The organism is Planifilum fimeticola (genome assembly GCF_003001905.1).
GTDB lineage: Bacteria > Bacillota > Bacilli > Thermoactinomycetales > DSM-44946 > Planifilum > Planifilum fimeticola.
The window spans coordinates 57041-76603 of sequence record NZ_PVNE01000013.1; the positions used below are offsets into that span (position 1 = coordinate 57041).

The window sequence follows — 19563 nt, forward strand, 5'->3', positions numbered from 1 at the left end:
CATCACAGCACATTGAAATAGCGGGCCTCCGGATGCGAAAAAACCATCGCCGACACCGACGCCTCTGGTTCCATCATGAACCCTTCCGTCAACCGGACGCCGATCGCCTCCGGCTCCATCAGCCGGAACAACTTCGCCTGATCCTCCAAATCGGGACAGGCGGGATAGCCGAAGGAGACCCGGATTCCCTGATACCGGGCGGCGAACCGCTGTTTCATCGTCATCTCCGGCGGATCCGGAAAGCCCCACCGCTCCCGCATGATCTGGTGGAGCCGTTCGGCGAAGGCTTCCGCCAATTCCAAGGCCGCCGCCTGAAGCAGGTGGGACCGGAAGTAATCGCCGCGCTCCTTCCACCGTTCGGCCCGCTCCCGGATCCCCTCCCCCGCCGTCACCACCAGGAAGCCCACCGCATCCATCACCCCGGACCCGGCCGGGCGGAGAAAGTCGGACAGGCAGAGATACGGATCCTTTTTCTGCCGCGGGAACGAGAACCGCTCCAGCACCCGCCGCGGATCCCGGGGATCATAGATGAGGATGTCGTTCCCGTCCCCCTGGGCGGGAAAAAAGCGGTACATGCCCTGCGGCCGGATCCAGCCCTTTTCCTCCGCCTCCGCGAAGAAGGCGTCCACCTCCTCCTTCAGCCGGAGGGCTTTTCCGTCCCCCCGGGCGAGGAGCTCTTCCACATTGCCTCGAAGTCCCAGGTGCTTGCCCAGGAGCATCTGTTCGTTCACATAGGGACGGAGGTGGTCGACGGGAACCTCCCGCAAGATGTGCCGTTCGAAATCCGGCGGCTCGAACACCGGAGCGTCCCGCCGGACGGAAGAATGCCTTTCCGCGGTGAGAACGGCCGGACCGCCGTCGTTTCCTCCGGCGGCGCGCCTGGAGGTTCGCTCCCGTCTCCTCCGGAGTTCGCCTTCCACCTTCCGCCGCTCATCGCCGTCCATCAGCCGGTTGGCCAGCTCCAACCCCTGCATCGCGTCCTTGGCGTAGAGGACGATCCCGGAATACTCCGGGGCGATTTTCGTCTCCGTGAACTTGCGGGTGAGGGCGGCTCCGCCCACCAGGATGGGCACCTCGATGCCCGCCGCCTTCAAATCCTGGGCCGTCACCACCATCTGCTGGGCCGACTTGACCAGGAGACCGGAGAGGCCGATGGCATCCGGCTCCTCCCGACGGCAGGCTTCGATCAACTGCTCGGGGGTCACCTTGATCCCGAGGTTGATCACCTCGTAACCATTGTTGGACAAGATGATGTCCACCAGATTTTTCCCGATGTCGTGGACATCCCCCTTCACCGTGGCCAGGAGGATTTTTCCCTTCATATGGGTGTCCGCCTTTTCCATGTGGGGCTCGAGGAAGGAAACGGCCGCCTTCATCACCTCGGCGCTCTGCAGCACCTCGGCGACGATCAATTGGTTGTCGTTGAAGAGGCGACCCACCTCGTCCATTCCCTTCATCAGAGGGCCGTTGATGATGTCCAGGGGATCGTACCGGCCAAGGGCCTCCTTCAGATCATCGAACAACCCGTCCTTGGATCCCTCCACCACGCAGCGGGCCAACCGCTCCTCCAGGGGGAGGCGGACCGCCGGCTCCGCCTTCTCCTCCTCCTTCTTCTGTCGGTAGAATTGGGTGAATTCGCCTAAAACCGCCTCGTAGTTTTCCCGGGTTGTTTCGAAAAGGAGCCTCTCGGCGAGCCGAACTTCCTCCGGGGGAATCGACGCGTAGCGCTCCAGCCTCTCCGTGTTGACGATGGCGTAGTCCAGGCCCGCCTTCGTGGCGTGGTAGAGAAAGACGGCGTTCAGCACCTCCCGGCCGGCGGAGGGCAGGCCGAAGGAAACGTTGGAGATGCCCAGGACCGTGGCGGAGCGGGGGAAGGCCTCTTTGATCAGCCGGATGCCCTCCACCGTCTCCCGCGCGGAGCCGATATAGGCTTCGTCCCCGGTTCCTACCGGGAACACCAGGGGATCGAAGATGATGTCCTCGGGCGCCACCCCGTATTTCTCCGTCAACAATTCGTAAGAACGGCGGGCCACCGCCAGTTTCCGATCCCGATCGACGGCCATCCCCTCCTCGTCGATCGTCCCCACGACCACCGCCGCTCCATAAAGGCGGAGCAAGGGAACCACCGCGGCGAAGCGCTCTTCCCCTTCTTCCAAATTGATCGAATTGATGATCGCTTTTCCCTGGGAATGGGTGAGGGCCCGTTCGACCACCGCCGGATCGGTGGAATCGATCATCAGGGGAACTTTCACCTTCTTCACCGCATGTTCGAGAAACCGCTCCATGTCCTCCAGCTCATCCCGGTCCGGATCGGCCAGGCAGACGTCGATGATCTGGGCGCCGCCCTTCACCTGCCGGCGGGCGATCTCCGCCGCCTCCTCATACCGGCCGTCGGCGATCAGTTCCCGGAATTTGCGCGAACCGATCACGTTGGTCCGCTCGCCGACGAGGAGGGGGCGGTTGTCCTCTTCCAGGAAGACCGCCTCCACCCCCGAAACCGCCGGCGGATGGGACGAAATCGGCCGTCTGGGCCTCTTCCCCCGCAGGGCTTCCGCCAGGGCGCGGGTGTGCTCCGGCGTCGTCCCGCAGCAACCCCCGGCAATGTTGAGCCAGCCCGCGTCGGCAAAGGCGGCCAGTTTCGACGCAAGCGCCCGGGGCGTCTCGTGGTACCGCCCCTCTTCGTCCGGCAATCCCGCGTTGGGATAACAGCTGACCGCGCACCGGGCCAGCCCGGACAGGGTCCGGAGATGATCCCGCATGAATTCCGGTCCGGTGGCGCAGTTGAGGCCGACGGCCACCGGCTTCAGGTGCTCCACCGAGAGATAGAAGGCTTCGATGTTTTGACCGGCCAGCATCGTCCCCATCGGTTCGATCGTCCCGGAGATGATGAGGGGCACCTCCCGCCCCAGTTCCTCAAAGGCACGGCGAATTCCAATGCCCCCCGCCTTCACGTTGAGGGTATCCTGGGCGGTCTCCAAAAGCAGCGCGTCCACGCCTCCCAGAAGCAGTCCCCGGGCCTGCTCCCGGTAAGCGTCGACCAACCCGTCGAAGGTGACGCCTCCGGTCAGGGAAAGGGTCTTCGTCGTCGGCCCCATCGCCCCCAGGACGAAGCGGGGCTGTTCCGGCGTCGACCACCGGCGGGCGGCGTTCACCGCCAGCTCGGCGGCTCTCCGGTTGATCTCCTCCGCCCGGTCCCCGAGTCCGTACTCCTCCAGCACGATCCGCGTCGCCCCGAAGGTGTTGGTCTCGATCAGATCCGCCCCGGCCGCCAGATAATCCTCGTGAATTCTTCGGATCAGGTCCGGCCGGGTCAAATTGAGCATTTCGTTGCATCCCTCCAGCGCCTCCCCGCCGAAATCCTCGGCGGAAAGTCCCGCCTGCTGAAGCATCGTTCCCATCGCGCCGTCCAGGATCAGGATTTTTTCCTCCATCCGTCGAACCAACGGGTGCTTCTCCATCGCCATCATCCTTTGTAAAAAAATAACCTTCCATCTCTGCGGATGAAAGGTTGGGTGGGGTTCCAGACTCTCATCTCTCAGAGATAGACTCTCTGCAGGAATTGGCACCACACCGGAATCGCTTCCGATAGGTTGCCGGGCTTCATCGGGCCAGTCCCTCCGCCTCTCTTGATAAGAGCGCTCTCACTATGAAATTGTCCGTTCCTTCGAGGGGCGCAACGCCCGCGGAATTCGTCCGCTTGCGCCCCACAGCTGTTTCTGTCATGATACTTGATCCGGTGTCGGACTGTCAATATCCACTCTGAAAGGGGCACCTTTCAGAAACCGTCACTTTTCCTCCTGCGCAATCATGATGAGGTTGCCGCAGGTATCATCGATCATGGCCTGGTAGCCCCATTCGGTTTTGGTGGGCTCCATGACGAAGGTGGCCCCTCGTTTTTTCAAGCGCTCGTATTCCTTATTCATATCCTCGACAAAAAACATGGTATAGGGAATTTTCGCCTCATAAAGAGCCTTTTGATAGGCCGCGGCGGCGGGCTGGCCGTTGATCTGAATAAGCGGATTGCTGTTCGGCTCAAGAAGCAACTCCACATCTTCGGGACCCTCGGGTGAAACTACCGTCAGCCACCGGGCTCCACCCGCCGGAACATCCCGTTTCTTCACAAAGCCCAAAACCTCCGTGTAAAACCGGAGGGCCTTCTCCTGATCGTCCACCAGTACGCTGGTCAGTTTGATTTTCACGGAAATCCCCCTCTTCGTGTTCGCATGTGAAAGGTACAAGTGGATTCACCGAAGCCTCCGTTTCTAACATGCCCCATTCCCGTCACGCTGTTTCATAGGTCAACGGACGTCCTTGGTGGGAGCGACCCACACCTCACCGGTTCCGGAGAAATGATAGGAGAGGGAATCCTTCCCTTTGCCGGTCACGCTGAGTTGGACCGCCCCCTTCCGCAGAAAGGCATAGGAACCTTCCAGCTGCAATTTTTCCTCGGCGACGGGAAGGCACATGACCTCCTGCGGAGAAACGGGCAGCTGCAGCACGCAGGCGCCGGTGCCGGACAGTTTCACCTGCAGCAGCACCTTGTCCTCCTTGCCCTCCGAAGCGGGGAGCTTGATCCGGACGGGGCTGACACTGACGGTCGCGTCACAGGCGAGAAACACATTCTCGTCGACGATAATCTCCTCCCGCTCCATCCAGAGAAGCTGATAGTGACCAAAGGACGGCTTCAGATAGATTTCGCCCTCGCCGCTGTAGACGGGAAGCATGAGGGGTTGTTTGACCAGGGATTCCTTCGCCAGAATTCCGGTCATCGCTTTCCGCAGGATTTCGGAGGCGGCCCCTCCCTCCCCCGGTTTGGTCTTCACGCCGATGTTCCCCTTGAAAAACTGGAGCACACCCTCCGCAGACCGGACCTCCCCCTCGTTCAGAACAATCCGGATTTGCCGCAAAGGGGCACCGCTTTTTTTCACTTCCTTGTACTCAAGGATCTCAAATCGGCTTCCCTCGATTCCCTCCATGAGATCGACGACAGCAAACAACCGATCGTTGGAGTAGACGCTGTACAATCTCTTTCAATCCCCTTCCCCACGCTCTTCTCGCAACCATCATCGCCAGCAGGCTCCACCCCTATTTTACCGGATTGGGGAGTCCTGAAACGACAAATTGAATCTTTTTTCAAAAAAATACAACGAAGAAAGGCGGAAACCCCGCCCGAAAAAGGCGTTTTTTGCCGGAGCAGAAAGGGTACTTAGCAAACGAATGTTTCCCTATGGAGGTAATAAAATGAAAAAAATCTTTCTTCTCGTCCCACTTTTCTTGATCCTCTTGCTCACCGCCTGCGGAGGCCAGGCGGACTCCGGCAAAGTGATCGTCTCCGGAAAGGATTGGACGGAACAATGGATTTTGTCCCATCTGCTGGCGGAGACGATCAAGGCACACACCGACCTGGAAGTGGAAGTCAAGGAGGGACTCGGTTCGGAGACGGTCCTGACGGAAGCCCTTAAAAAGGGGGACATCGATCTGTACGTGGAATACACGGGCACGGGATACATGGCCATCCTTCACAAGGAATTTCGGCCCGGCATGACGCCCGATGAAATATACGAAGCGACCAAAAAAGGGTACGAGGATGAGCTGGATGTGACATGGCTGAAGCCCCTGGGATTTGCCAACAACCATGTGATGACCATGCGAAAGGACAAGGCGGACTCCCTCGGCGCCTCCAGACTGGGCGATCTGAAGGGGAAAGCCGGCTCCCTCGCCTTCGGCGCCCCCGGAACCTTCTATGAACGGGCGGACGGCTATGAGGGGCTCACCAAAGCCTACGGATTTCAATTCGGCAAAAAGGTCTCCCTGGATGAAGACCTGATGTACCAGGCGGTCCACAAGGGAGAAGTGGACATCATCACCGGCTTTTCCACCGATCCGAGAATCCGGCAGTTCAATCTGGCGGTCCTGGAGGACGACAAGCAATATTTCCCTCCCTACGACGCCGCCCCGGTCGTCCGGCGGGAAACCCTGGAGTCCCACCCGGAATTGAAGGAAGCCCTGGAAATGCTGGCCGGGCAGATCAGCACCGAAGAGATGTCGGAAATGAACGCCGAGGTGAACCTGGAAAACAAGGAACCCCGGGATGTGGCCATCCGGTTCCTGAAGAAAAAAGGGTTGATTCAGTAAAGGGGATGGAGAATGATCCGATTTGACCGTGTGACCAAGAAGTATGAGGACGGAACCGTCGCCCTCAAGAATTTCAGCCTGGAGATTTCCAGAGGGGAATTGCTGGTCCTGATCGGCCCCAGCGGTTGCGGAAAAACGACCGCCCTGCGCATGATCAACCGGCTGATCGAGCCGACGGAGGGCAGCATCACCATCGACGGCCGGGATATCTCCGGGATCGATCCGGTGGAATTGCGCCGCAACATCGGATACGTGATCCAGCAGATCGGCTTGTTCCCCCACATGACCGTGGCGGAAAACATCTCCCTCGTTCCCCAACTGAAAAAGTGGGACCGGGAAGCGTGCCGAAAGCGGGTCGACGAGCTGCTCGACATGGTGGGGCTGGAGCCGGACACCTTCCGGGACCGCTACCCCTCGGAGTTGAGCGGCGGACAACAGCAGCGGATCGGCGTCGCCCGGGCGCTGGCGGGAGAACCCGACATCGTCCTGATGGATGAGCCCTTCAGCGCCCTGGACCCCATCAGCCGCGAACAGCTGCAGGACGACCTGATCCGCCTCCAGTCGGAAATGCGGAAAACCATCGTCTTCGTCACCCACGACATGGACGAAGCCCTCAAGGTGGCGGACCGGATCGTCGTCATGAACGAGAAGAGGCTGGTGCAGACGGGAACACCGGACCAGCTGCTTGAACATCCCGCCGATGAATTCGTCCGGGAGTTCATCGGCGTCCACCGGCGGCGAAAAGCGCAGAACGGCGTCCCCACGGTCAACGACCTGATGTGTCCGGCGCCGGTCACCGCCCATCCCGATCAGGAACCCGCCGAAACGCTGCGCCTGATGAAGGAGGAGGGACTGGAAGCCCTGTTCGTGACGGACACCCGAAAACGCCTGCTGGGCATCGTCACCCTGGAACAATTGGAAGCGAGCCGCCACGAAAACACTTCCGTCGGCCACATTCTGAAACCTCCTCCCCAAGGGGTGAGCGCCCGCGACGGATTGGGGGAGATCGCCGCCATTTTCCGGGATCCCCGCATTCCGATGGTCCCCGTGCTGGAAGCGGACCGGCTGGTCGGATACGTCAGCCGAACCAGCATGATGGACGGTCTGGCCGAATGGGGCAAAGTCGGCGACTGACCTGCCTATCGAAAGGAGCGACACGATGGAACTCATCCATACCTTTGTCGAGCGGAAGACGGACATTTGGATCGCCTTTCAGGAACATATCGTCATGTCGGCCACATCCATCCTGTCCGCCATTCTCATCGCCGTTCCCCTCGGCATCCTGCTGACCCGTTTCCGGAAGCTGGCCGAGTGGGTGATCGGGGCGACCGCCGTCATCCAGACCGTGCCCGGCCTGGCCCTGCTCGCCTTCATGGTCTCCTTCATCGGGATCGGCCGGGACTCCGCCGTCATCGCCTTCACTTTGTATGCACTGCTTCCGATCCTGCGCAACACCTACACCGGCATCATTCGCGTCGACCCGGCCATCGTCGAGGCCGGAAGGGGAATGGGCATGACCTCCCGGCAGATCCTGCTCAAGGTGGAACTCCCCCTCTCCCTTCCCATCATCATGGCCGGCATCCGCACCGCCTCCGTCTTCACCGTCGGTTTGGTCACCCTGGCCACCTTTATCGGCGCCGGTGGCCTCGGGGACTTGATCAACCGGGGTCTTGGAATGTACCGGGACGACTTGATCCTGGCGGGAGCGATCCCGGCCGCTCTTCTGGCCATCCTGTTCGACCTCGCCTTCCGCTTCCTGGAACGGGTGGCGGTCCCCCGGGGAATCCGGCTGTAAAAACAGGAATGAAACAAACGTGGCGCGGGGTTCGTTCTTCGGGTATGATTGGATGCGAAGGAGGAATCATCCGCGATGGCTTTTCTGCGTGCTTATCGATTCCCCCTCATCCTTCTGGCCGCCATCGCTCTGGGCAGCGTGATTGGTTTCATCCTGGGGCCCAAATCGGCGGTGCTGAAGCCTCTGGGGGATATTTTTCTGAACCTGATGTTCGTGATCGTGGTACCTCTGGTGTTCGTCACCATCAGCAGTTCAATCGCCAACATGTCCAGCCTGAAGCGGCTGGGCAAAATCGTGGGCTGGATGCTCCTCATTTTCGTGGTCACCGGCATCATCTCTTCCCTGCTGACGCTGGGGGCCGTGAAAATGTTCAACCCGGCGGAGGGAGTGAACATCACGCTGGAGGAACCGGAAGGACAGGAGGAGATCACCCTGGGCGAACAGCTGGTCCAGACGGTGACGGCCCCCGACTTTCGGGATCTCTTGTCCAAGGAACGGATGCTGGCCCTGATCCTGATGGCCGCGCTCTTCGGGATCGCCGTCAGTCAGGCGGGGGAAAAGGGGGAGATGGTGGCCCGGGGCCTGTCCGCCCTGTCCGAGGTGCTGATCAAATTGGTGGGGATCATCCTGTGGTACGCCCCCGTCGGTCTGGGGGCTTACTTCGCGGCGCTGGTGGGGGAATTCGGCCCTCAGCTGGTCGGCTCCTACGCCCGGGCGGTCGCTGTCTACTATCCGGTGGCCCTCTTGTATTTCGCCGTTTTCTTTACCCTGTACGCCTTCCTGGCCGGAGGCGGAAGGGGCGTCCGCCGATTCTGGAGCGCGATCCCCTCTCCGGCGGTGACGGCGCTGGCCACCGGCAGCAGCGTGGCCACCATCCCCACCAACCTGACCGCCGCGGCCAAGCTGGGCGTCAAAAAGGATGTGCGCGATGTGGTGATCCCGCTGGGAGCCACGATCCACATGGACGGTTCCTGCATCAGCGCCATCCTGAAAATCTCTTTTCTGTTCGGGCTGTTCAACATCCCCTTTGAGGGGATCGACACCTATTTGACCGCCATCCTGATCGCCGTCCTCAGCGGGGTCGTGATGTCCGGGGTGACCGGCGGCGGCTTCATCGGCGAGATGCTGATCGTCACCATGTACGGGTTTCCGGCCGAAGCGCTCCCCATCCTGGCCGTCATCGGAACCCTGGTCGATCCGCCGGCCACCATGGTCAACGCCTCCGGCGACACGGTGGCAAGCATGCTCGTCTCCCGCTTCACCGAAGGGAAGGATTGGATGAAAAACGCCTTGAAGGAAAAGGCGTAAAAAACCTGCCAAAGGCTTCGGAATTCCTTTCCGAAGCCTTTGTTTTTCCATGTCAATCCCTCGAGCGATTGGCCGGAGTCCTTCCCCCCTCCGCATCCCAGCGAAAAGTAACCACCGCCAGCACCAAAAACAGGGCGGTGAACCCCGACAGAACCAGGAGCGGCAGGACGATTCCCGATGCATCGCCTTCCAGCGAGAGGCGGAGAGCGTCAACAAAATGGGAAAAGGGCAGAACCCGACTCAGTCCCTGCAACCAGTGGGGCGCCTTGTCCAGCGAATAAAAGGCTTCGCTGACAAAGAGCATCGGAAGGGAAAAGAGATTGCAGACCATGCTCACCTGGGCTTCATTTCCCGCCAGATTGGCCGCCAAAAAGCCGAGACAGGTGAAGCACAGGGTGCCGGAAAGCAACACCGGAAGCATCAGCAGGCTCTCTCTCCACCCGACATCCACGCCAAACGCGACCGCCCCGGTGGCAATCACAACGGCACCGCTCAGCAGAGCAATCAGGGCCCGGGCGATCGTCATGCTCAAGACGAAAGCGACCGTGAGAAAAGGAGTCGCCCGGAGCAGCTTGTAAACCCCCCGGTTCCGGTGGGACAGGGTTTCAAAGGCGATGCCGAACAGCGCCCAGAAAAAGACACCCATCGCCGCCGACCCGGCCAACAGCCGGCCGCGGTATTCCGGCGAATCGAAAACGATCCCGAGACCGATCAACAACCCCACCGGCAAAACTACCGACCAGAACAGGGAAATCCGGTCGCGCAAGGCGCTCTTCAGCAGAATCCGCAATGCGGTATCCATTTTTTCACCTCCTGAGGTCGGGTTAAACAGTCAATTCGAGATACAGCTCCTCCAAATCCTCAACCCCGTGCTGTCGCGGCAGGGATTCCGGCGGGCCCGCCGCCCGCACCTCTCCCCGATGGATCAGGATCACCCGGTCGGCCAGCTTTTCCACCTCCTCCATGTCATGGGAAGTGAAGACGATCGATGTCCCGGATCGGGACTGGCGGCGAATCAGATCGCGAATCTCCTTTCTGGCGCGGGGATCCAGCGCCGCCGTCGGTTCGTCCAGGAAAAGGACTTGGGGCCGGTGAACGAGGGCGAGGGCGATGGCAAGCCGCTTCTGTTGTCCGCCGGACAGGCGGGACGCCTCGGTACCTTCCACCTCCGCCAAATCGCACCGCTCCAGAATCTCCCTCATCTCTGCGCGGTGGAGCCGCACCCCGTAAAAGGACGCGACCAGCTGCAGGTTCTCCGCCGCCGTCAACGCCGGAAAGAAGGGGGTGGACTGCAGCTGAACGCCCAGATGTCTCCGGGGATCGTCACACCAATAGACGACACTCCCCCCGTCGGATGGGCGCAATCCCAAAATCATCTCCAGCGCGGTGGTCTTTCCCGCTCCGTTGGGGCCGATCAGCGCCACCACCTCCCCGGGGCGAATATCGAGATCGATCCCCTTTACCACCGTCCGTCCGCCGTACCGTTTCACCAAACCGCGGACTTGGATCAACGGGTCCATTTTGTCCCTCCTCTTCCTATTGGGTCAAATTTATTTAACCAATATTAAATACTCAATGTTGAGTATAAGATAACACGGAAGGGATTGCTTCGTCAATCCTTTTTCATCCCTTCGAAAAAAAGCGTTCCGGGAAAACTCTCCCCGCCGGGAGGCAAAGCGCTCGCTGCTGTCTCCTCCTTCAGACCCACGCACCCGACCTCTAATCCTGCCCGATCTCATCCAGGTGAAGATCCACAAGCGGCTGCGGCTCCGTATCCATCAACGTCCGCAGGGTGCGCAGAAAACGCAAATGGACCTCGAAATGCTCTCGGGCGCTCGCAAAGGCGGCCTTGATGACTGCCGGAAGCGGCCATGCCTCCTCTTTGGCCGCTTCTCCCGTCAACCACAGATTCCGCTCCGCTTCCACCTTGGCGATCTGCTCATCCAGAGCGGCCTTCACCTCTTCCCGGGACAGATCATCCAGATAACCCAGGGCAATGTAAAAAGCTTTGGGCAAAGCCACCGACGGAGTGCGCAACGTCTCCTTCAACCGACGCCGATATTCCTCTTTCCCGGCAGAAGTGATGCCGTAAATCGCCTTCGATCGGTGGCCGGTCCGTTTCACCGCCTGCACTTCGACCAGCTTTTCCTTCTCCATCTTCTTCAGCGCATGATAGATCGATCCCGGCAAAATGTCCGCCCACTTTTCGGTATGGGAAAGCTGCAGGTACTGCTGGATTTCGTACCCGGACATGGGCTTTTTGGACAACAGCCCCAACACCAACAACCGAACCACCCACCCTCACCTCCGTTAACCATTTTAATAAACAAATTTGGATATTATAAGGGATACAAGGATGGGATGACGCTCCCGCCACAGAAAGGCTGATCCCCCGCCCATCCTTATCGCCGGCGTTCATCCTCCGCTTTCCTTTTCGTCGGACTCGCACGGGCAAAGGGGCAGCCGGATGTGAATCCGGAGTTCCCCCGCTTTCTGCTCCGCGCCAATCTCTCCGCCGTGGAGTTTCACCACGCTCTTGGCGATGGCGAGGCCCAGGCCGGAACCTCCTTCGCGGCGGGAGGCATCCCCCGTCACGAAGGTGTCAAAGAACCGCTCAAGGAGCGAAGGATCCAATTCCTCCGCCGGATTGGCCACGGTGATGGCGGCCCAGTCCGCCGACCTTACCGCAACGACCCGAATCCGCTCTCCCTGCCCGTGTCGCAGCGCATTGTCCAAAAGGTTTTCAAACAGGCGCGCCAACAGCACCGGATCCCCGTCCAGCACCAGCGGATCCTCCGGCAACTCCTTCTGCAGCCGAACCCCCTTCTCTTCAGTCAAGACGAAGCATTCCTCCAACAACTGCTCCAACAGGCGGGTCAGGGAAATCCGCTTTCGGTGCAGCCGCACGTTGGGGTGGCTCAGTTTGGCATACTCGAACAGATCGTCGATCATCCGCTTCAATCCGAGGGATTTGTTGAGGGCAATCCCGCCGCAGTGGAGAAGCTCCTCCTTTTCCAGTTCGGGTTTGTCCCGCATGAGCTGCAAATACCCGATGATGGACGTGAGGGGTCCGCGCAGATCGTGGGAGACATGGGTGATCAGTTCCATCCGGTTGCGTTCCCAGGCTCTTTCCCTCTCCCGGTTCTCTTCCAGGCGGTCGGCCATCCGATTGATATTGGTGATGAGAGAGCCCAGCTCATCCCTCCCCTTCTCCTTCAGGCGAAAGGAGAAATCCCCTTCCGCGATCCGATCCATCCCCTTCGCCAAGTCGCGTATCTGGCTCAGCTTGCCGCGGGTCAACCAAATATAGGAAACCAGAAAGGCCGCCAAGGAGGCGGAGAGAATCAGAAGGGGGCGCATCGGGTGTTCCTCCCGGTGAACCGGCATCTCCCCCAACCGCTGCACCCCGAAGAGATAACGGGCTTCCCCCTTCATCTCGAAGGGATAGTAGGCGGCAATCTCCCCTTCTGACGAATCCCCCGCCGACCGGCTCGAGGATTCGACCCGCTGCAGAAAGGCATGAACGTCGATGCGATCCCCCGGCATCTCCCCGACGCGGACCAACACCCGGCCCCGGTCATCCGTCAGCGCCCATGAAAAGGGAGGCCAGGAAATATCCTTCCATCGATCGGAGGAAATTTGGGGATTCGCCTGCAGTTCCGACGCCAATTCCCGGAGCCTCAGCTTCAGGCCATAAGTGAGGCTCAACCCGTATTTGGATTGGGAGATCTCCTCCCGGGAGTCGGGCGGCGCAATCGAACCCGCAGGCGGTTGCCCATCCATTTTCGGTTCCTGTGCATCGAACAACTGCATCCCGATCCCCACTGTAAAAACGGCGACAAAAAAAGAGAGGACCACGGCCATCGCCATCTGAACCCGGAAACTGGAGGTGATCCACCGCCAGGGAGCGCTCATCCATCGCCGCAACGTCTTACCCATGCGGCACATCCTCCGCCTTGTAGCCAACTCCCCACACGGTCCGGATCACCGCCGGATCGCGGGGATCCCGCTCCACCTTCTCCCGGATTTTGCGGATGTGAACCATTACCGTGTTGGCGTTGATGAGCGGCTCCCCCCACACGCGTTCGTACAGTTCCTCAGGAGAAAAGACCACCCCCGGCCGACCGGCCAACAGATGGAGAATGTCAAACTCCCGGGGAGTGAGACGCACTTCCCGCTGTCCGTCCCAAACGCGGCGGCGGGCCGGGTCGATGGTGAGATGCTGCAGCCGGATGATCCCCTCTTCCACGCCCTCCTCCCGGAACATCCGGTAACGTCGGAGCCTGGGCCTTGATCCGGGCCACCAATTCCAGCGGGTTGAAGGGCTTGGTCACGTAATCGTCGGCCCCCACGGAAAGCCCCTCGATCTTGTCCATATCCTGGGCTTTGGCGGTCAGCATGATGATCGGCATCCGATGCTCTTCCCTGAGGCGGATGCACACCTGGACGCCATCCATTCCGGGCATCATCCGGTCCAGAACGATCAAATCGACGGGCCGGCTCTTCACCTGCTCCAGCGCTTCCTCGCCGTTTGCCGCCTGCAAGACATCGTATCCTTCATTTTTCAGGTAAAGCCCGATCAGTTCCCGGATCTCCCGGTCGTCATCCACGATCAACACGGTGGTCGCGCTTTTCATGGGCGGTCTCCTCCCTTGGTCAATCCCCCGATCGGAAATGGGTGCGAGTCCCCCTCCTCTTTCCGATCCTCCGCGTATTGAAGATACAGCACCGCCTTCAGATAGGCAAACACCGGCACAACCACCGACAATAAGAACTGGAAAATCAGTTTCGCCTCCAATCGGACGCACCCCTTTCCGTCCATCCCCGGATCAGACCTGGGCGCAGGCGGCATACCGCGAAGAGGATCAGCCCGCCGGTCGCGAAGGCCGCCGGCAGCCGCACCGAATCCCACAGGACGATCCATTCCGCCTTCGGCGTGGCGGCACCCAGGTGAAAATAGGGAATCATCCACAACAAGCCGGCGCCATAGGATCGCAGGGCGAAATCGCGGAACCGCATGCGTCCGGCCCCGGCCAGACAGGGAACCACATGGCGAAGGCCCGGCAAGAAACAGCTGAGGAACAATGCCCTCCTTCCGTGCCGCCGGATCCACGCCTCCGAACGCGACCACAGCCGCCGTCCCCTTTTTGTCCCCAACCGACGCAACACGGGCCCGCCTCCCCAGCGGCCGAGAACATAATCCACCGTGAGACCGCAAACCAGTCCCGCATAGGTTGTGAAAAAAGCGGGGACCGGCTCCATCAGCCCCAGGGAAGAAACCATCCCACCGGTCACCACCACCGATTCACCGGGAACGGGCAATCCGGCGATCCCCGGACTCAGGCAGAGAAACAAAGCCGCATACCCGTGCTCCGAAATCCATCGAACCAACCAACCCGTCTCCATCATCCTTCCCCCCGTCGGTTCCCGGCGGTTGCCGGAAATCCCTCAACAAGCGTTGTCCCGCCGGGGCGGAATTGACATCCCCGGGGAGACGGGTTCATCATAGCAACAAAAACTTAAGATCCCATGCGCAACTCCTTAACAAATTCTTAAGTTCTCATTAGCACCCGCAAAAACAGAGTTCGAGTGTCGGGCATGTCAAAGGTCATCCCATCCTCGCCCGAAATTACCCCCGGGGAAAAACCCGGAAGGACCCTCTCGCTCCATACAAAGAGCGGGCCCGCCGTCGGCGGGCCCGGTCGAAAATCCACGGGGATTGCCGGGCGCTCCCGCGAAAAAGCCCCGTCTCACCCTTTCACGGCGGCGCGGACAAATCCGCCCGAAGCCTCCAGGCGGGCGCGGGCCTCTTCCGCAGTGGAACCGGTCTGGATCATCACCAGCGCCACCTTCACCTGAAGATCCGCCGCCTTCAAAGCTCGATCCGCCTCCTCATAGGAAACTCCCGTCGCCTTCATCAAGATCCGGCGGGCGCGATCCACCAGTTTTTCATTGGTGGGCTTCACATCCACCATCAGATTCTTATAGGTTTTTCCCAAGCGAACCATGGCGGCGGTGCTCAGCATGTTGAGCACCATTTTCTGCGCAGTCCCCGCCTTGAGCCGCGTCGAACCGGTCAACACCTCCGGCCCCGTCACCACCTCGATGGCCACATCGGCGATCGAACTCATGCGCGCCGGCCGGTTGCAGGAAAGGGAAATCGCCTTCGCGCCGATTTCCTTCGCGTACTCGAGCGCCCCGATCACATAGGGGGTCCTTCCGCTGGCGCTGATGCCGACGACCGCATCCCGGGACTCCAGGCGAATGCCCTGCAGGTCCCTCCTCCCCGCTTCCGCATCATCTTCGGCCCCCTCCTTGGCCTGAAACACCGCATCCCTTCCACCCGCCAGCAGGGCGACTGCCCTGGAGGGGTCTACGCCGAAGGTGGGAGGAAGTTCGGAGGCATCCAAGACGCCCAGCCGGCCGCTGGTCCCGGCACCCGCGTAAATCAGGCGGCCTCCCGCCTTGAAGGATGCCACGATCGCTTCCACCGCCTCGGCAATGACCGGAAGGGCCTTTCTCACCGCTTCGGCGACTGTCCGGTCCTCCCCATTCATCAGGGTGACGATCTCCAGCGCACTCATCTCATCCAATCCGGCGGATTTATCATTTTCCCGTTCCGTCGTCAAGTGATCCAGCGGCTCCATCCCATATCCCCCTCCGTTTTTTTTCTCCTGAAAAAGCGAGGTCCGCAGGCCGGCAATGCAAGGCCCTCCACGCCAAGGTTCTTCATCCGGCCTTTTTTCCCTTCTCCCACAAGACCCGGGTCCCCGTTTTCTATTTTTCAGGTGTAGATTTAGCTCTCAGTGGGAAATGGATTAATGAAAGAAAATAGCCAGAATTCTGTTCAAAACCCCTTTATATTTTTATCCAAATATACTAACATGACAATGGGGTTTTGTGATTTTTCAATTGGAGGGATGGATGTGACCAACGGCGTCATCGGAGATCTGCTTCGACATCGAACGCGGCTGTCACCGGATCTGGAAGCAGTGGTTACGCCCACCAGGCGGCTGACGTATCGCGAGTACAACGAGATCGTCAACCGGCTTGCCCATTTTCTCCTTCAAAACAACGTCCAAAAAGGAGACCGGGTCGCCATTCTCAGCAAAAATCTCCACCCGTTTCCGGTCATCTACCTCGCCGCGGCCAAGATCGGCGCCGTCACCGTGCCCATCAACTGGCGTCAGAAGACCGATGAAATCAAGTACATATTGGAAAACTGCACACCGAAGGTGCTCTTCTACGATGGCGATTTCAAGCAGGTGACCCCGCTTCTGGGGAGCCTCCCCTTCATCCAGCAGGAGATCCGCATCGCCAACGGGGAGGACACGACCGGCTTCGAGCACCTGATCCAGGGGTATCCGGCGGATGAACCCGAGGCGGACGTGGAGGAAAACGATCCCGCCCTGATCATCTACACCTCGGGCACCACCGGGCGCCCGAAGGGGGTCGTCTGCACCCACGCCAACCTCGACAGCGGAGCCAACTCCATTGTGAGGACCCTCGACCTGCGGTACCGGGACCGGTTTTTGTTCGTCACCCCCCTCTTCCATATCAGCGGGATGGTTTTCATCATCACGGCACTGGCCCGCGGGATCACCCTGGTTCTCAACACCCAGTTTCATCCGGTGCAGATCTGGAATCTGATCGAATCGGAGAAGATCACGGGCATGTTTTCGGTTCCCTCCATGCTCAACTACATGTATGAGATGGTGAAGACCCAGGACATCATGGCGCCGACGCTCCGCATGATCATTTGCGGCGGGTCCCGGGTTCCGGAACATCTGATCTCCGGAATGCACGAGTGGGGCTTCCATGTGATTCAGGTATACGGCGCCACCGAATTCACAGGCGCCGCCACCTTCTGGATGCCGGAGATGGGGATGAAATCCTGCGGCTCCGCGGGCAAACCGGTCTTCTCAACCGAGATGAAGATCGTCGATCCCGTCACGGGCGAAGCCCTGCCGCCGGGCGAAATCGGCGAAGTGGTTTGCCGGGGGCCCCTCACCTTCGCCGGATACTGGAACAACCCGGAGGCCACGGAAGAGGTGATCCGCAACGGTTGGTACCACACCCGCGACGTGGGCTATATGGATGACGACGGCTTCCTCTACGTCGTGGACCGCCTGCGGGACATGATCATCACCAGCGGGGAGAAGGTGTTCCCCGCCCAGGTGGAGTCCGTGATCGAGCAGCTGGAGGAAGTGGCGGAAGTCGCCGTCGTCGGCGTCAAGCACCCGGTGTGGGGAGAGCTGGCCCGGGCCTATGTGGTCCTGAAGGAAGGCGCCCGGATCACGGAAGAAGAGGTCCTCACCCATGCGCGGAAACACATGGCCGACCACTACCTGCACGAAGTGGAGTTCGTCAAGGAACTCCCGAAAAACAGCATGGGCAAAGTGATGAAGCATGTTCTCCGCCAACACGCCAACCGGCAGGGGGCTTGAGGAAAACCCGGAGATCGGTGCGGGCCGGAATCTTCGCACCGGTGATCCCAAAGGGAGGGGCTCGCTGCGGCACGACCGCCGCAACGAGCCCTCTTTTCATTTCTCCACCTGCACCCGAAAGCAAAGCGGCGATCTCACCGCATTCCCTTTCAAGGATTATCGCCCGGTCTCCACAGAGCCGGGAACGGCCCGGCCTGCAATCGGTTTTGTATTTTTTTAATTTATAAAACTTACAGATAAAACAGAGCAAAGCTTTGGGTTTTATATAGCTTTCTATTAAAATTTCCTTTATATCTTCACGAAAATATACTAACATGACAGTGGGATTTTGTGATTTTTCAATTGGAGGGATGGATGTGACCAACGGCGTCATCGGAGATCTGCTTCGACATCGAACGCGGCTGTCACCGGATCTGGAAGCGGTGGTTACGCCCACCAGGCGGCTGACGTATCGCGAGTACAACGAAATCGTCAACCGGCTTGCCCATTTTCTCCTTCAAAACAACGTCCAAAAAGGAGACCGGGTCGCCATTCTCAGCAAAAATCTCCACCCGTTTCCGGTCATCTACCTCGCCGCGGCCAAGATCGGCGCCATCACCGTGCCCATCAACTGGCGTCAGAAGACCGATGAAATCAAGTACATATTGGAAAACTGCACGCCGAAGGTGCTCTTCTACGATGGCGATTTCAAGCAGGTGACCCCGCTTCTGGGGAGCCTCCCCTTCATCCAGCAGGAGATCCGCATCGCCAACGGGGAAGACACGACCGGCTTCGAGCACCTGATCCAGGGGTATCCGGCGGATGAACCCGAGGCGGACGTGGAGGAAAACGATCCCGCCCTGATCATCTACACCTCGGGCACCACCGGGCGCCCAAAGGGGGTCGTCTGCACCCACGCCAATGTGTTCCATGCCGTGATCGGCAACTTGACCACCCTCGACCTGCGGTACCGGGACCGGTTTTTGTTCGTCACCCCCCTCTTCCACATCAGCGGGACGACGTTCATCATCGGCGCGCTCCTGCGGGGAATCACCCTGGTTCTCAACACCCAGTTTCATCCGGTGCAGATCTGGAATCTGATCGAATCGGAGAAGATCACGGGCATGTTTTCGGTTCCCTCCATGCTCAGCTACATGTATGAGATGGTGAAGACCCAGGACATCATGGCGCCGACGCTCCGCATGATCATATGCGGCGGGTCCCGGGTTCCGGAGCACCTGATCTCCGGTATGCACGAATGGGGCTATCAGGTGATACAGGTGTACGGTGCCACCGAATACTCGGGATCGATCACGTACTGGATGCCGGAGATGGGTATGGACAAATGTTCCTCTGTCGGCAAATCCCAGTACTTGACTGAGATGAAGATCGTCGATCCCGTCACGGGCGAAGCCCTGCCGCCGGGCGAAATCGGCGAAGTGGTTTGCCGGGGGCCCCTCGTCTTCGCAGGATACTGGAACAACCCGGAGGCCACGGAAGAAGTGATCCGCAACGGTTGGTACCACACCCGCGACGCGGGCTATATGGATGACGACGGCTTCCTCTACGTCGTGGACCGCCTGCGGGACATGATCATCACCAGCGGAGAGAAGGTGTTCCCCGCCCAGGTGGAGTCCGTGATCGGACAGCTGGAGGAAGTGGCGGAAGCCGCCGTCGTCGGCGTCAAGCACCCGGTGTGGGGAGAGCTAGCCCGGGCCTATGTGGTCCTGAAGGAAGGCGCCCAAATCTCGGAAGAAGAAATCATCGCCCACGTGCGGAAGCATATGGCGGACTACAGCCTGCACGAAGTGGAGTTCGTCAAGGAACTCCCGAAAAACAGCATGGGCAAAGTGATGAAATATGTCCTGCGCCAACACGCCAACCGGCAGGGGGCTTGAG

Annotated in this window: 16 protein-coding genes, 1 pseudogene and 1 riboswitch; of the genes and pseudogenes, 6 read left to right on the forward strand and 11 right to left on the reverse strand. The window is 59.9% G+C overall.

Translation table 11 applies throughout. The features are described 5' to 3' along the window. Positions 1 to 2: 2 nt before the first annotated feature. The 3 genes from metH to CLV97_RS09500 all read right to left on the reverse strand — a co-directional run bounded on the left by metH (position 3) and on the right by CLV97_RS09500 (position 5024). Positions 3 to 3458, reverse strand: a complete 3456-nt coding sequence (gene metH / locus CLV97_RS09490) for a methionine synthase (protein ID WP_211295718.1) — start codon at positions 3456 to 3458, stop codon at positions 3 to 5. A gap of 67 nt (positions 3459 to 3525) precedes the next feature. Further along, positions 3526 to 3636, reverse strand: a riboswitch (SAM riboswitch). Positions 3637 to 3785: 149 nt separating this feature from the next. Further along, on the reverse strand, positions 3786 to 4199 hold the full coding sequence (locus CLV97_RS09495) for a VOC family protein (RefSeq protein ID WP_106345286.1): 414 nt from the start codon (positions 4197 to 4199) through the stop codon (positions 3786 to 3788). 99 nt (positions 4200 to 4298) lie between these two features. Next, positions 4299 to 5024: an AIM24 family protein gene (locus CLV97_RS09500; RefSeq protein ID WP_106345287.1), complete on the reverse strand. Its 726-nt coding sequence runs from the start codon at positions 5022 to 5024 to the stop codon at positions 4299 to 4301. 217 nt (positions 5025 to 5241) lie between these two features. Here CLV97_RS09500 and CLV97_RS09505 point away from each other — a divergent pair, with 217 nt between their 5' ends. The 4 genes from CLV97_RS09505 to CLV97_RS09520 all read left to right on the forward strand — a co-directional run bounded on the left by CLV97_RS09505 (position 5242) and on the right by CLV97_RS09520 (position 9238). Beyond that, positions 5242 to 6135, forward strand: a complete 894-nt coding sequence (locus CLV97_RS09505) for a glycine betaine ABC transporter substrate-binding protein (RefSeq protein ID WP_106345288.1) — start codon at positions 5242 to 5244, stop codon at positions 6133 to 6135. 12 nt (positions 6136 to 6147) lie between these two features. Then, positions 6148 to 7269 carry a betaine/proline/choline family ABC transporter ATP-binding protein gene (locus tag CLV97_RS09510; RefSeq protein WP_106345289.1) on the forward strand — a complete coding sequence of 374 codons (1122 nt, stop codon included), beginning with the start codon at positions 6148 to 6150 and terminating at the stop codon, positions 7267 to 7269. Positions 7270 to 7294: 25 nt separating this feature from the next. Further along, positions 7295 to 7930: an ABC transporter permease gene (locus CLV97_RS09515; RefSeq protein WP_106345290.1), complete on the forward strand. Its 636-nt coding sequence runs from the start codon at positions 7295 to 7297 to the stop codon at positions 7928 to 7930. A gap of 75 nt (positions 7931 to 8005) precedes the next feature. Continuing rightward, positions 8006 to 9238: a dicarboxylate/amino acid:cation symporter gene (locus CLV97_RS09520; protein ID WP_106345291.1), complete on the forward strand. Its 1233-nt coding sequence runs from the start codon at positions 8006 to 8008 to the stop codon at positions 9236 to 9238. Positions 9239 to 9290: 52 nt separating this feature from the next. Here the strand turns inward: CLV97_RS09520 and CLV97_RS09525 are convergent, their stop codons facing one another. The 8 genes and pseudogenes from CLV97_RS09525 to murQ all read right to left on the reverse strand — a co-directional run bounded on the left by CLV97_RS09525 (position 9291) and on the right by murQ (position 15885). Further along, a complete protein-coding gene (locus CLV97_RS09525; RefSeq protein ID WP_106345292.1) occupies positions 9291 to 10040 on the reverse strand; it encodes an ABC transporter permease in 750 nt (249 codons plus the stop codon). 22 nt (positions 10041 to 10062) lie between these two features. Next, positions 10063 to 10758: an ABC transporter ATP-binding protein gene (locus CLV97_RS09530; protein ID WP_106345293.1), complete on the reverse strand. Its 696-nt coding sequence runs from the start codon at positions 10756 to 10758 to the stop codon at positions 10063 to 10065. Between the two features lie 199 nt (positions 10759 to 10957). After that, positions 10958 to 11533, reverse strand: a complete 576-nt coding sequence (locus CLV97_RS09535; RefSeq protein ID WP_106345294.1) for a PadR family transcriptional regulator — start codon at positions 11531 to 11533, stop codon at positions 10958 to 10960. Between the two features lie 120 nt (positions 11534 to 11653). Further along, on the reverse strand, positions 11654 to 13177 hold the full coding sequence (locus CLV97_RS09540) for a HAMP domain-containing sensor histidine kinase (protein ID WP_170070436.1): 1524 nt from the start codon (positions 13175 to 13177) through the stop codon (positions 11654 to 11656). After that, a pseudogene (locus tag CLV97_RS09545) lies at positions 13170 to 13875 on the reverse strand (response regulator transcription factor). The gene CLV97_RS09540 and the pseudogene CLV97_RS09545 overlap by 8 nt, the downstream one beginning before the upstream one ends. Beyond that, a complete protein-coding gene (locus CLV97_RS18135) occupies positions 13872 to 14036 on the reverse strand; it encodes a hypothetical protein (protein WP_170070437.1) in 165 nt (54 codons plus the stop codon). The pseudogene CLV97_RS09545 and the gene CLV97_RS18135 overlap by 4 nt, the downstream one beginning before the upstream one ends. Beyond that, positions 14021 to 14644 carry a DedA family protein gene (locus CLV97_RS09550; protein ID WP_170070438.1) on the reverse strand — a complete coding sequence of 208 codons (624 nt, stop codon included), beginning with the start codon at positions 14642 to 14644 and terminating at the stop codon, positions 14021 to 14023. Before CLV97_RS09550 ends, CLV97_RS18135 begins: the two co-directional genes overlap by 16 nt. Positions 14645 to 14988: 344 nt before the next feature. Further along, a complete protein-coding gene (gene murQ / locus CLV97_RS09555; RefSeq protein ID WP_106345297.1) occupies positions 14989 to 15885 on the reverse strand; it encodes an N-acetylmuramic acid 6-phosphate etherase in 897 nt (298 codons plus the stop codon). Positions 15886 to 16164: 279 nt separating this feature from the next. On the opposite strand from murQ, the gene CLV97_RS09560 reads away from it, so the two are divergent. Further along, positions 16165 to 17685: a class I adenylate-forming enzyme family protein gene (locus CLV97_RS09560; protein WP_245891454.1), complete on the forward strand. Its 1521-nt coding sequence runs from the start codon at positions 16165 to 16167 to the stop codon at positions 17683 to 17685. Positions 17686 to 18041: 356 nt separating this feature from the next. Beyond that, positions 18042 to 19562, forward strand: coding sequence for a class I adenylate-forming enzyme family protein (locus CLV97_RS09570; protein WP_245891455.1), 1521 nt, complete (start codon positions 18042 to 18044; stop codon positions 19560 to 19562). Position 19563 lies beyond the last annotated feature (1 nt).

What these genes read in the sequence shown, in the direction of transcription:
- metH (WP_211295718.1), bottom strand. Translation starts at nt 3,458, where the DNA reads ATGGAGAAGCACCCGTTGGTTCGACGGATGGAGGAAAAAATCCTGATC.
- CLV97_RS09505 (WP_106345288.1), top strand. Translation starts at nt 5,242, where the DNA reads ATGAAAAAAATCTTTCTTCTCGTCCCACTTTTCTTGATCCTCTTGCTC.
- CLV97_RS09510 (WP_106345289.1), top strand. Translation starts at nt 6,148, where the DNA reads ATGATCCGATTTGACCGTGTGACCAAGAAGTATGAGGACGGAACCGTC.
- CLV97_RS09515 (WP_106345290.1), top strand. Translation starts at nt 7,295, where the DNA reads ATGGAACTCATCCATACCTTTGTCGAGCGGAAGACGGACATTTGGATC.
- CLV97_RS09520 (WP_106345291.1), top strand. Translation starts at nt 8,006, where the DNA reads ATGGCTTTTCTGCGTGCTTATCGATTCCCCCTCATCCTTCTGGCCGCC.
- CLV97_RS09525 (WP_106345292.1), bottom strand. Translation starts at nt 10,040, where the DNA reads ATGGATACCGCATTGCGGATTCTGCTGAAGAGCGCCTTGCGCGACCGG.
- CLV97_RS09530 (WP_106345293.1), bottom strand. Translation starts at nt 10,758, where the DNA reads ATGGACCCGTTGATCCAAGTCCGCGGTTTGGTGAAACGGTACGGCGGA.
- CLV97_RS09540 (WP_170070436.1), bottom strand. Translation starts at nt 13,177, where the DNA reads ATGGGTAAGACGTTGCGGCGATGGATGAGCGCTCCCTGGCGGTGGATC.
- CLV97_RS09550 (WP_170070438.1), bottom strand. Translation starts at nt 14,644, where the DNA reads ATGGAGACGGGTTGGTTGGTTCGATGGATTTCGGAGCACGGGTATGCG.
- murQ (WP_106345297.1), bottom strand. Translation starts at nt 15,885, where the DNA reads ATGGAGCCGCTGGATCACTTGACGACGGAACGGGAAAATGATAAATCC.